Annotated in this window: 11 protein-coding genes; 5 read left to right on the top strand and 6 right to left on the bottom strand. The window is 49.6% G+C overall.

The window, feature by feature from the left end; genetic code table 11:
• Positions 1-198: 198 nt before the first annotated feature.
• The 5 genes from FIM25_RS08075 (at position 199) to FIM25_RS08055 (ending at position 4,714) form a co-directional block, all read left to right on the top strand.
• A complete protein-coding gene (locus FIM25_RS08075; RefSeq protein ID WP_139448091.1) occupies positions 199-1,233 on the top strand; it encodes an NAD(P)H-dependent glycerol-3-phosphate dehydrogenase in 1,035 nt (344 codons plus the stop codon).
• Positions 1,234-1,364: 131 nt separating this feature from the next.
• Positions 1,365-2,108 carry a RadC family protein gene (gene radC / locus FIM25_RS08070; RefSeq protein ID WP_139448089.1) on the top strand — a complete coding sequence of 248 codons (744 nt, stop codon included), beginning with the start codon at positions 1,365-1,367 and terminating at the stop codon, positions 2,106-2,108.
• Positions 2,105-2,374, top strand: a complete 270-nt coding sequence (locus tag FIM25_RS08065; protein WP_139448087.1) for a hypothetical protein — start codon at positions 2,105-2,107, stop codon at positions 2,372-2,374. Before radC ends, FIM25_RS08065 begins: the two co-directional genes overlap by 4 nt.
• 13 nt (positions 2,375-2,387) lie before the next feature.
• Positions 2,388-3,590 carry a phosphoglycerate kinase gene (locus tag FIM25_RS08060; protein ID WP_139448085.1) on the top strand — a complete coding sequence of 401 codons (1,203 nt, stop codon included), beginning with the start codon at positions 2,388-2,390 and terminating at the stop codon, positions 3,588-3,590.
• A gap of 62 nt (positions 3,591-3,652) precedes the next feature.
• On the top strand, positions 3,653-4,714 hold the full coding sequence (locus FIM25_RS08055) for a hypothetical protein (protein ID WP_246052087.1): 1,062 nt from the start codon (positions 3,653-3,655) through the stop codon (positions 4,712-4,714).
• Here FIM25_RS08055 and FIM25_RS08050 read toward each other — a convergent pair.
• From FIM25_RS08050 to FIM25_RS08025, 6 genes are all read right to left on the bottom strand, one after another.
• Entirely contained in the window at positions 4,705-5,169 is a 465-nt protein-coding gene (locus FIM25_RS08050) for an N-acetyltransferase (RefSeq protein WP_139448083.1), read from the bottom strand. The genes FIM25_RS08055 and FIM25_RS08050 overlap by 10 nt on opposite strands.
• Positions 5,170-5,251: 82 nt before the next feature.
• The gene (locus tag FIM25_RS08045; RefSeq protein ID WP_139448081.1) at positions 5,252-7,138 is read right to left on the bottom strand and encodes a penicillin-binding protein 1A; all 1,887 of its coding nucleotides are present in this window, start codon (positions 7,136-7,138) and stop codon (positions 5,252-5,254) included.
• A 77-nt stretch (positions 7,139-7,215) separates the two neighbouring features.
• Positions 7,216-8,877, bottom strand: coding sequence for a HEAT repeat domain-containing protein (locus tag FIM25_RS08040; RefSeq protein ID WP_139448079.1), 1,662 nt, complete (start codon positions 8,875-8,877; stop codon positions 7,216-7,218).
• Between the two features lie 11 nt (positions 8,878-8,888).
• Positions 8,889-9,740: a CheR family methyltransferase gene (locus tag FIM25_RS08035; RefSeq protein WP_139448077.1), complete on the bottom strand. Its 852-nt coding sequence runs from the start codon at positions 9,738-9,740 to the stop codon at positions 8,889-8,891.
• 13 nt (positions 9,741-9,753) lie between these two features.
• Complete coding sequence (locus tag FIM25_RS08030; protein ID WP_139448075.1) at positions 9,754-10,884, bottom strand: protein-glutamate methylesterase/protein-glutamine glutaminase; 1,131 nt, start codon at positions 10,882-10,884, stop codon at positions 9,754-9,756.
• 78 nt (positions 10,885-10,962) lie between these two features.
• On the bottom strand, positions 10,963-11,418 hold the full coding sequence (locus FIM25_RS08025; RefSeq protein WP_139448073.1) for a chemotaxis protein CheW: 456 nt from the start codon (positions 11,416-11,418) through the stop codon (positions 10,963-10,965).
• Positions 11,419-11,421 lie beyond the last annotated feature (3 nt).

Genomic DNA, 11,421 nt, shown 5'->3' with positions numbered 1-11,421 from the left:
GTTCAGTACAGTTTTCCAGGTACCATACCTGCAAGGCAGATGCACAGGCCTGCAAAGCTCTGATCCCAAACGATTGCAATGTCACTTGCAAATAGCCACGGAGCCTTGTAGCAGTACGAAGCTGCTGCAATTACAGCATTGGCAGTTCGGAATAAACTGTGCTGAATACTTACAGAAAAACTATCTAAGGGTGGACTTATGCCGCATGGGAAAACAGCAGATTTTCACATAGGGGTTCTGGGAGGTGGCAGCTGGGGAACGGCTCTGGCCATGCTTTTGGCGGAGAAGGGTTATCCTGTCAGGCTGTGGGTTTATGAGCCGGATGTGGCCATGGAAATTGCGGAACACAGGGAAAACAGAACCTATCTTCCGGGGATTATGCTGCCGGAAAACCTTGTGGCCACAAGTGATATGGAAGAGGCCCTGAAGGATAAGGATCTGGTGCTTTTTGTGGTGCCTTCCCATGTGATGCGGGAGACGGCACGCAGGGCAGCATCAATGATTTCAGAAAAAGCCATCCTTGTGACGGCTTCCAAAGGCATTGAAAATGTCACACATAAAACCATGACGGGGATTCTCAAAGAAGAGATTCTGCATATTCCCGAAGAGCAGCTGGCTGTCCTGTCCGGTCCAAGTTTTGCCCGGGAAGTGGGTGAAAAACGTCCCACTGTGGTGACTGTGGCTTCCAAAGATGCCAACAATGTCAGCAAAGTTCAGAAAATATTTGCAAGCCCCGTTTTTCGGGTTTATACGAGCGATGATGTTATGGGCGTTGAGGTGGGCGGGGCCATGAAAAATGTCATTGCCATTGCCGCAGGTGTTGCCGATGGCATGGGGCTGGGGCTGAATACACGGGCAGCTCTTATTACCCGTGGGCTGGCGGAAATCCGTCGGCTGGGTGTGGCCATGGGTGCCAATCCCCATACCTTTTCCGGTCTTTCCGGTGTAGGTGATCTTATGCTTACCTGTACCGGAGCATTAAGCCGTAACCACACCTTAGGTCAGCTTCTGGGGGAGGGAAAGTCTCTGGATGAGATCCTCAAAGAAATGCGCATGGTGGCGGAAGGAGTGAAGTCCGCCCGTTCCGTGTATAATCTTTCGGCAAAGCTTGGTGTGGAGCTGCCCATATGCAATGAGGTGTATCGTGTGCTTTATGAGGGCAGCACACCCCGTGAAGCCGGAGAGCGCCTGATGAACCGGACCCTGAAACAGGAATTCCATGATCTTGTCTGAGAGTAATTATTCAGCATAATTTTCCTTAATAGCCCGATTGTCTTTTGCTGGAACCAATGTTTTGCAATTAATGCAAAATCTTGCATGAAAAAATGTGCTGAACAATTACGTCTGGACTTGAAAGGCGGGGTATGGATGAAAAATCCACTCAGGAGGGGCATAGAAGAAGGCTTCGTGAGCGTTTCCGGGAATCCGGTCTCGCTGGTTTTCAGGATCATGAAGTGCTGGAACTGCTGCTGACTCTGGCAACGCCCCGAAAAGACTGTAAGGGCATGGCATGGGAACTTCTTAACCAGTTTAAAACCCTTCCTGCTGTTTTTGAGGCGGGCTTTGCCGAACTCTGTGTCGTCAAAGGTATAGGGGAAACCAATGCCATTCCCATTAAGCTGGTGAAGGCCGCTGCGGACCGTTTTCTGAAGCAGCGTATTCAGGGTAAGGAAATTCTTGGTACACCTCAGGCTGTGCTGGATTATCTTTACATTGAGCTGCGGGAAAGCAGCAGGGAAGTTTTTATGGTGCTTTTTCTTGATGTGAAAAACCGCCTGCTGGATACAGAAAAACTCTTTCAGGGCAGTCTTTCGGCCAGTCCTGTTTATCCCAGGGAGGTTCTGCGTTCGGTGCTGGCCCATCAGGCTGCTTCCGTAATTTTGGTCCACAATCATCCATCAGGAGATACTGAGCCTTCCAGAGAAGATTACGCCATCACAAGACGTCTGGTGCAGACCCTTGCGCCTGTGAATGTGACGGTGCATGAACACCTGATCATCGGAAATAACAGGTACTACAGTTTTGCAGAACATGGAGTGATAAGGGCGATCTATGAAGAGGTTCGGGAGGCTGAATCCAGATTCATGCAGGAGTGGGCACCAAGATGACCTGTGAAGATCAAAAACCCGATTGTTTTGGTGAGCTGGACAGAGTATTTCCCATGGGCGAAGAGGGCTTAAGGGAGAGTCCTGAGATGTGTCTGACCTGTGAAAATAAAACAGCCTGTCTACGGGCGGCCCTGCAGGGGAAAAAGGGCTGGAAGGCCGAAGAAGAAAAGCTTGACAGGGCTTATGCTTCCGGGCATCTGGGTTTTTTTAGCAGATGGTCCAGGCGTAAGACACTGCATCAGAATAAAGGCAGAAATGCGGATTGAGCATTTATAAAGAATGATAAACAGGGGGGGAAGGCTTGTGAAGGGGATTGTGGATCTGCCGCTGGCGGGAAAACGGGTGCTGATACGTGTGGATTTCAATGTGCCCATGGACAGAAACGGGAATATTGCTGAAGATACCCGTATCCGGCGGGGGATGGAAAGTATCCGCTTTGCAGCGGATTCCGGAGCAAAGGTCATTGTGGCATCCCACCTCGGAAGACCCAAGGGACAGATTGTGCCGGGCCTGAGCCTTAAGCCTGCGGCGGAACATCTTGCGGAACTTCTTGGCAGGCCAGTGACCATGATCGGGGATTCTGTAGGGCCTGATGTTAAAGCAGCTGTAGCTGGTCTTGCTTCCGGTGAAATTCTCATGCTCGAAAATCTGCGTTTTTATCCCGAAGAACAGGCCAATGATGAAGGTTTTGCCAGTAAGCTTGCGGATCTCTGCGATGTTTACATTAACAATGCCTTTGCCGTATCCCACAGAAAACACGCCTCTGTTCATGCCATATGCGCCTTTGTAAAGGAAAAGGCTGCAGGCCATCTTCTCATGGATGAGCTGAGGTATTTTGATTCTGCCATGGGAGCACCTGCCCGCCCCCTGGTGGCCATTGTGGGGGGAGCTAAAATTTCCAGTAAGCTCAAAGCTTTGGAAAATCTTCTGCACAGGGTGGATAAGGTTCTAATTGGCGGGGCCATGGCCAATACCTTTTTAAAGGCTTCCGGCCTTTTTGTGGGAGATTCTCTGGTTGAGGATGAGATGCTTCAAACGGCTGAGGCTGTCATGGCTGAAGCCAGAAAAAGGGGTGTCCGCTTTTATCTTCCTGTGGATGCAGTGGTAACAAAAGAAATTACAGAGGATGCCGTTGGTGTGGTGGTGCCTGTACAGGAAATTCCCGAAGGCTGGAAAGTTGCTGACTGTGGTCCTGCTACGGTACGCCTTTATGCAGCCGCCCTTGCCAATGCCAAAACAGTGGTATGGAATGGTCCCATGGGGGTTTTTGAAATGGAGCCCTTCAGTGGCGGGACCATGGGGCTGGCCCGACATGTGGCTGCCTGCCACGGACTGACCATTGTGGGGGGCGGTGATACGGATACGGCCATTCATAAGGCAGGGGTGGCATCGGCTATGGGGTATATTTCCACAGGTGGAGGTGCTTTTTTGAAGCTGCTGGAGGGTGAATCCCTGCCTGCCGTGGATGCGCTGACATCATGATAATCGTCGCAGCTGGTATTTTCATATAATTTTTTCTGGCGTGTATCAGGGAGGAGAATGGCTTGAGCTTCTGGACGTATCGGGATCATTTGAGTATGGCCAACCGGCTTCGGAGATCATATTACGAGCTGCTGCGGGATCATCTGGATTATCAGATGGTGCGGTATGCTCTGGTGGATTCCTATAACAACTTCAAGGCAAGGAAGGTTCCCTACCCCTTTGTGGAGCGTCGGGAGCTAAAGCCCAAAGCCAGAATTCCCAGCCTTGAGTATGAAGCCCAGAATGCTTTTCTTGTGATATTTGTGGAAGATACCATTCCCGCTGTCCATAAAAAATATATCCGTTTTTTTGATGATAATAAAACCACCAAGTCCAATCTGCTCAGGACAAGAACCCTCTCTTTGGCCAATGAATTTGACCGTAGTCAGAAGTATCTTGAGTCTTCTCTGTTTAATGATGTGCTGCGTGAGCTTCTGCCTGTGGATTATGCCCTTTTGATTCAAAGGGATCCCATGAGTCGTGGCAGAGACCGTTACAATCTCTCCCATTTTCACGTACGCATTGACTGGCCCATTGCCGATGCGGCAGAGGATATGGCACGTCGGCTCAGGTATATTTCCAAGGACCTTTATGAAAAAGGGGATAAATATGCTGAAGATGTGCAGAAAAAGTTTTTTGAATACTATGCCCAGCCGGTGATGGCAGGGGGAAGGCGTACTGCAGCCATTGTTGCGGCTCAGTATCTGCGCCGTCTTTCTTGTATTTCCACAGTCTATGCAGGTAGCAGTGAGTCCCGCTCCCTGATACGGCTTTCGGAGCGGGGAGTGAGCAAAGCAACACTGGTCCGTTTTTCCGATGAGGAAACCCGTACCCTCGCTGATGAAAACCACATGTCTGTCTCCACTTTCCGCAAGCACTATGCCGTGGCAAGGGAGGGGAAAAATGCTGTGTTTGTTCTGCAGGTTCTCTACTCCCGCACCCAGCACGCCAAGCCACCGGAAGATGGCAAATTGCGGGAAATCAATCCGGACCCTTATTGGGTGACCGTCGGTTCCCAGCGGATTCTTCCCATGGTGGATGCCTGGATGTACCCTCCCATGCCGGTGAATCTTATTTATGCGTAGGAGAGTTCCCGCATCATGGCTATTTCATCGCAGTCAGGAAATTTTACGCAATGAACACAATCCGACCATATTTTCAGGGGAAGATCTGCCCTGTCGATGCGGTTAAAGTCCAGCTTTCCGAAGAAGACAGGCTGGTAGGTTAGGGTGAAAAGCTGGGTGATACCAAAGGATCTGGCTTCTTCCACCAGTGTTTCCACCAACATTCTTCCTACTCCCTTGCCCTGATGGGCTACATCCACGGCAAGGGATCTGATTTCCGCAAGATCCTCCCAGCAGAACTGCAAAGCACAGCAACCTGCCACCAAACCCGTTTCAGGGGAAATATAAACCACAAAATCACGGACATGGTCGTAAAGGGCACTTAGGGGCCTTGGAATCATCTCTCCTCTGTTTCCGAAAAACTGCAGCAGTCTGTAGATGGTCTGGATATCTTTAATGGTTGCGTGCCTTACCATTGGCGTTTCTCCACTTAAAAGATTGAAGATAAAAGAACTCCCTTTACGCCTTTTTTATGGCTGCAGCAAGTGCCTTTTTGATTTATCTGGATTGTTTTCGGAAAAGCCCCATATTACCCGATTCCATTTGCCTGCGTTCCGTTCCGGCAGGAATGGAGAAGTATTCGGGTCTTGCAGCAGGGCCTGTTTCAACCATGATGTCCTTCCAGATGGGAAGGGCCGTACGCGCGCCGGTCTCCATGTTCCCAAGGCTTTCATTTCTGTCACAGCCTGTCCAGACACCGATGGCCATGGCAGGTGAAAATCCGATGAAAAGTCCGTCCCTGAAATTGTCTGTGGTGCCTGTTTTACCTCCAAGGGCACGGTCCGAAGCCTTTGCCCTGCGTCCTGTACCCTCAGCTATTACGGCCTGAAGCATGTCCGTTATGATGGCCGCACTTTCCGGATGCATAACGGAGCTGCTTTTTCGGGGTGAGGTATAAATGATCCTGCCGCTGGCATCTTCCACTTTCCTGATGCGCCATGGTTGATTATGCATGCCACCAGCAGGGAAAACCGCATAGGCAGCGGTAAGCTCTTCAAGGGTTACTTCCGATGTCCCCAGTGCTAAAGAGAGATTGGCTTGAAGTGGGCTTTGGATCCCAAGACTTTTGGCAAAGGCAACTACATTTTCAGGTCCCAGCTGGTCAGTAAGCCGTATGGGGGGAATATTTCTTGAAAGGGCCAGTGATGTTCTAAGGGATATGTTTCCCATAAAATTTCTGGAAAAATTCTGGGGTATCCAGTTCTGGCCCCGGCTTTGGGGAAAAACTACGGGAGTATCGCTGATATTTTGATCCTGTTCCGCTCCCTTTTCAATGGCCAGAGCAAAAATCAGGGGCTTAAAGGCGGATCCGGGCTGCCGTCTGGCCTGGGTTGAGCGGTCAAAGGGGCTTTGGGCATAGTTTCTTCCACCGACCTGGGCCAGAACGCCACCTGTATGGATATCCAGTGCAAGTACCGCAGACTGGGGAAAAGCTGTTATTTTCTGATCCAGCATACGGGTTTCAAGGGCAGCCATATGGGTTTGTACCGCTTTTTCAGCAAGATCCTGAACCCGGCTGTTAAGGCTTGTGTATACATTAAGACCTGACTTGTACAAAATATCAGGAGTTAAGGCTTCTTCCAGTTCCATACGTACCTGTTCGATGAACCAGGGTGCTTTTCTGGAGGAGGGAGCGTGGCCTGTGGTGAGGATAACTGCTTCTTCCAGAGCTGCTTTCAGTTGATCCGATGAGATAATACCCGTTGTATGCATTTGATGAAGAACTGTATTGCGCCTGCCTGTTGCCCTTTCCATGCTGGACCTTGGGGAAAAACGGGAGGGAGCCTTGGGTAGTCCTGCAATCAGGGCTGCTTCGGCAAGGGAGATGTCATCCACAGACTTTCCAAAGTATCTTCTGGTAGCGGCTTCCACTCCATAGCTGCCGCTGCCCAGATAGATCTGATTGAGATAAAGGGTGAGAATTTCTTCTTTAGTATATCTGCGTTCTATCTGCAGGGCAAGAAAGGCTTCCCGAATCTTTCTCATGAGGGTTTTATCCGGACTTAAAAAGAGGGTTTTTGCCAGCTGCTGGGTGAGGGTGCTGGCTCCTTCGGAGTAGCCGCCGGATTGCAGATTTCTTACAACAGCCCGTAAAATTCCCTTTGGGTCCATGCCGTGGTGGGAATAAAAATTTCTGTCTTCCGTTGCAATAAGTGCCTGTTTTAAAATATCCGGTATCTGGTCTGAAGCAACGGGCATGCGGTTTTCAGCATAAAACTGGGCCAGCAGTATACCATCACTGGAAAAAACACGGGTAAGGGCAGAAGGCCGGTATTCTTCAAGGGCAGTGATCTGGGGTAGATCCTGCATGGTTCCAATGATAAGGCCCAGTAGGATACCCGTAAGAAGACCCGGAAAGCACCAGATCAGCAGGAAACGTTTCATATCACAGGTTCCGGAAAATGAAACGGGCCCCGGACAGAAGATCGCCGGGCCCCGTTTTTTTTAAAAGGGTGAGGGTATCAGGTCAGTTTCTTTATGTTTGCCGCAAGATCTGCATCATCAAAGGGCTTGTTCATAACCATGGAAATACCGATACTTTGCATGCTTTCCGTATCTATGCGGGCGTTGGGCTGACCGGAGTGCTGTCCCACAAAGTCACTCTGGGTAGTAATCATGATGATGGGCAGGCTGGCCGGAGTGTATTTGCGTCGCAGCTGCTTTGTAAGCTGAATACCGTTGATGTCCGGCATGTTAAGGTCGGTAATGACAAGGTCCGGTTTATTTTCAAGGGCAGCTTCGATGGCTCTGGAGGGGAAATCGAAAAGTACTGGCGTATGCCCCATGGCGTGGAGCTTGCTCTTGTAGATCCGCAGCATCATCTTGGAATCGTCCACAACAAATATTGTGAGTCCCCTGGTCTCTTTTTCCGGAGCCACGGCAGCAAGAACTTTTTCCGCCAGTTCATGGTGGCCCTGGCTCTGCATGAGGACCAGATAATGCTTTCTGATATCCGGATGAGCTTTGCCTGCAAGGTGGGAAATGGCCATATTGCTGAAAGACTCTTCCTGAATGAGACTTTCAAAGGTTTTATCCGCACCTGCATCAATGAGGGTGGCTACAATCTGGTTGGCATTTTCATTGCCGGGGGCGATCATGTTCTTGAGGCCTGCTGCCAGTATGGGAGAGAGGTTTTTATCCACAGCCCTTGCAGCGGCAAGGCGTACCTGTTCTTCAGGGTCTTCAAGACCTGTGGCAAGGCTGATGGCGGCTTTGGCAGCAGGCAGTCTTTCCATGGCTTCATAGGCGGCAAAGCGTACGTTTGCGTTTTCGGGTCTTCTGAACAGAATTTTCTGAATCGCGGGAATGGCACTTTTGTCACCGATGTTGCCAAGGACATTGAGGGTATGTACAAGGGCATCATCGTCTGATTCTTTCAGATTTTCCACCACAACGGGTACGGCTTTGTCTCCAATGGAAATCAGCTTGTCTATGGTCCAGTTGCGGACATCCACATAGTGTGAGTTAAGTAGCTGGGTGAGCCGCTGAAGTGCCGCCTGATCCTGTATTTCTCCCAAGGCTTCGATAATCAGCTGATCAGTACGGTTGTCTCCACGAATGGCTTCTGCCAGAAGGTGTATGGCTGTGGGCCCGCCGATTTCAGCAAGGGCGAATATTGCTTCCTGCTTGAGCTCCTCATCCCCGTAAAAAATAAAATCTGCAATGGCCCGGATGCAGGTCTGCGAGGCCATGAGACTTAAGGCTTTTATGGTCTCACGCAGAAAGTCAGCATCCGATTTGCGGGAAAGGTAATCCGAAAGAAGGGGAATGGCTTCTTTAACCTGAAGTTCTCCTGTAATGCGGATAAGGGGCAGGCGTTTGTCAAGGGTGTCTGCCTTAAGCTCCTCCAGGAGCAGGTCCTGGCAGGCACATGACTTGTCCAGCAGCAGATCATGTAGCCTGTTTTTTACTCCCGGGTCGCTAATGGGCAGCTCCAGCATATAGCATAAGGCCGGATGTACAACGCGATCTTCTGCTTTACTGATTTCATAAAGGGTTCGAATCTGGTTTTTTGGATCTATTTTCGGAAGAAACTGAAGCAGGGCTTTTGCCTTTACCATATCTTTTTCTGATATGCAGAACTTCAGTTCATCGATAAATTCGGAAATACTTATTTTTGTCATGGATTATTTCCTTATGACTGGCCTCTGAACTGATAAAAAATGGAGTTCAGGTATTTTTTTGGTTCAAAAAGAGCCGTTTCATTGCTTAAGGATTCCGTGGAGCCTATGAGAAGGTATCCGTCAGGCTCCAAAGCGCTGGCAATTTTTTGGTAGAGCTGTTTGCGGTCCTGGGGTGTGAAGTAGATGGCAACATTTCTGCAGAAAATAATATCAAATTTTCCAATGCCTGTGAAAGGTTTCATGAGGTTCATTTTTTTAAAAGAAGCCATGGCCCGGATTTCATCTTTGATACGCCAGTTATCGCCGTCTTTATTAAAGTAGCGCTGGAGTCTTTGGGGGGTGAGGCCCCGGGCTGCTTCAAATTTATTATAACGTCCGTAGCTGGCCTGGGCAACGGCAGCGTCGGATATGTCTGTTCCCACGAGACGGATATCATAATTTTTAAGGTCGAGGCCAAGTTCCTTCAGGGACATGGCAATGGAATAAATTTCCTGGCCTGTGGAGCTGGCCGCACTCCAGATGCGTATGGGAATTTTACCAACTATTTTTTTACCCTTCTGGCTTCGTTTGTCTACAAGATCCGGAATGATTTTATGCTGGAGCAGCTCAAAGGGGTGTTTGTCCCTAAAAAAATAAGTTTCATTGGTGGAGATGGCATCAATGACCCGTTTTTCAAGATCTTTTTTAAAATCCCTCTGGATTTTCTGGTAAAGATCCGTATAGGAGCTCGCTCCGAGTTCTTCCAGCAGAGGATGCAGTCGGGTTTCCACCAGATACTCTTTTCCAGCAGCAAGGGCAATGCCTGAAATATCAAGGATATACTTGGAAAAGAGAGCAAATTCTTGGGGAGTAATTTTTATCATGGGCCACCGGATTTTAAGGGCGAACGGTTTTCAGAATGGCTGAAGCAATATCGTTCAGGGAAACCACAATATCCGTAATGCCGGATTCAATGGGTTCTTTGGGCATCCCAAAAACGGTACAGCTGGCTTCATCCTGGGCAATGATGTGGGCTCCTGAGTTTTTCATTTCCCTTAAGCCTGCAGAACCGTCGGAACCCATACCTGTCATTATGACACCGGTAGCCCGGCCCACATAATGACTGGCAACGGAACGGAAGAGATAATCCGCAGAGGGACGGCAGCTGTTTTCCGGAGGGTCATCGGTAATTTTGATTACCCGGTTTTTACCATCTCCGGCAGCCACCACTTTCATCTGCTTTCCACCTGGAGCAATGTAGGCGATATTGCTCTTTATAATCTCTCCCTGCTCTGCTTCCTTAACCTGTATGGCACATTTGGCATTGAGGCTTTTGGCAAGGGATGCCGTAAAAATTGGCGGCATATGCTGGACAATGAGAATTGGTACTCCAATCTCACCGGGAAGCATGGGCATCATGCGGGCCAGGGCATTGGGGCCACCAGTGGAAATGCCGATGGCAACAATTTCAGATCTGGATCTGCGTGCAGCCAGTTTCTGCATGCGCTGACCGATATCACTTGCGGCAGTGCTGCTGGCAGAGGGAGCTGGGGCTGTTCCTGACAGAAATGTTTTCCGGACAGGGGGTGAGGGCATCCCACGGAGGCGCTCCCGTATGTCTTTCCTTCTCTGGAAGGTCTGTATGATGGGAACAAGGATGCTGCGTACCGCTGCCAGATTTTCTGCCATGGAACCGCTTTGGGGCTTGGGAACAAAATCAAAGGCCCCCAGTTCCAGGGCACGGATGGTGATATCGCTCCCACGGGTGGTGAGGGTACTGAGCATGACCACGCCGACTTCTGGGGCTATTCTGTGCAGTTCTTCCAGGACTTCAAGCCCGTTCATCTCGGGCATTTCAACGTCCAGGGTAATAAGATCCGGTTTCAGGGCAGATATACGGGAAAGGGCAACTTTACCATTATTGGCACTGCCCACCACCTGTACACCGGGAATGGTGGAAAGGATATCACTGACTATTTTCCGGTATACAATGGTATCATCAACAACAAGAATACGTAGCTGGCTCACGGATAAACGTTCCCTGATAAGAGGTCAAAGGGTAGCTGAGGATTGTCTGTTCAGCCTCTCTGGAGAAATGATGACTCCCTATTCTTCCAGTACGGTGTTGATATCCAGAAGCCCTATGAGTTTTTTTTCGGTTTTAAAGACTCCATGGAAAAAACGTCCCTGTACGCCGCCGATGTTGGAAGGTGGCGGTTCGATGCGGGAAGATTCTGCCAGCAGAACATCACTGATGCTGTCCACGAGAAGCCCTACCTGTTCATCTTTAAAATCAACTATGATATTGCGGTTGTCTTTGCCCGGCTCAACAGAAGAAAGTCCAAGTTTTATACCCAGATCAATGATGGTGACAATGCGCCCCCTGAGATTCAGTACACCCTGAACATAGTCCGCAGCCTGGGGCACGGTGGTGACTTCCGTAAGTTTGTTGATTTCCTGGATTCTCAGAATATCAATACCACAGAGGGCATCTCCGATATAAAAGGTTGCCAGCTCAAGTAAGCGGTCTTCCTGGTTATTTTTTTCCGTTTGTTTTTTCATGGG

Source organism: Desulfobotulus mexicanus (genome assembly GCF_006175995.1).
Taxonomy (GTDB): Bacteria; Desulfobacterota; Desulfobacteria; order Desulfobacterales; family ASO4-4; genus Desulfobotulus; species Desulfobotulus mexicanus.
The sequence above is the reverse complement of the archived record's forward strand: the minus strand, read 5'-3'. Positions and strand labels throughout refer to the sequence as shown.

Excerpts from the sequence above, each read along its gene's own strand:
- FIM25_RS08075 (WP_139448091.1), top strand. The coding sequence starts at position 199 with ATGCCGCATGGGAAAACAGCAGATTTTCACATAGGGGTTCTGGGAGGT.
- radC (WP_139448089.1), top strand. The coding sequence starts at position 1,365 with ATGGATGAAAAATCCACTCAGGAGGGGCATAGAAGAAGGCTTCGTGAG.
- FIM25_RS08065 (WP_139448087.1), top strand. The coding sequence starts at position 2,105 with ATGACCTGTGAAGATCAAAAACCCGATTGTTTTGGTGAGCTGGACAGA.
- FIM25_RS08060 (WP_139448085.1), top strand. The coding sequence starts at position 2,388 with ATGATAAACAGGGGGGGAAGGCTTGTGAAGGGGATTGTGGATCTGCCG.
- FIM25_RS08050 (WP_139448083.1), bottom strand. The coding sequence starts at position 5,169 with ATGGTAAGGCACGCAACCATTAAAGATATCCAGACCATCTACAGACTG.
- FIM25_RS08045 (WP_139448081.1), bottom strand. The coding sequence starts at position 7,138 with ATGAAACGTTTCCTGCTGATCTGGTGCTTTCCGGGTCTTCTTACGGGT.
- FIM25_RS08040 (WP_139448079.1), bottom strand. The coding sequence starts at position 8,877 with ATGACAAAAATAAGTATTTCCGAATTTATCGATGAACTGAAGTTCTGC.
- FIM25_RS08035 (WP_139448077.1), bottom strand. The coding sequence starts at position 9,740 with ATGATAAAAATTACTCCCCAAGAATTTGCTCTCTTTTCCAAGTATATC.
- FIM25_RS08025 (WP_139448073.1), bottom strand. The coding sequence starts at position 11,418 with ATGAAAAAACAAACGGAAAAAAATAACCAGGAAGACCGCTTACTTGAG.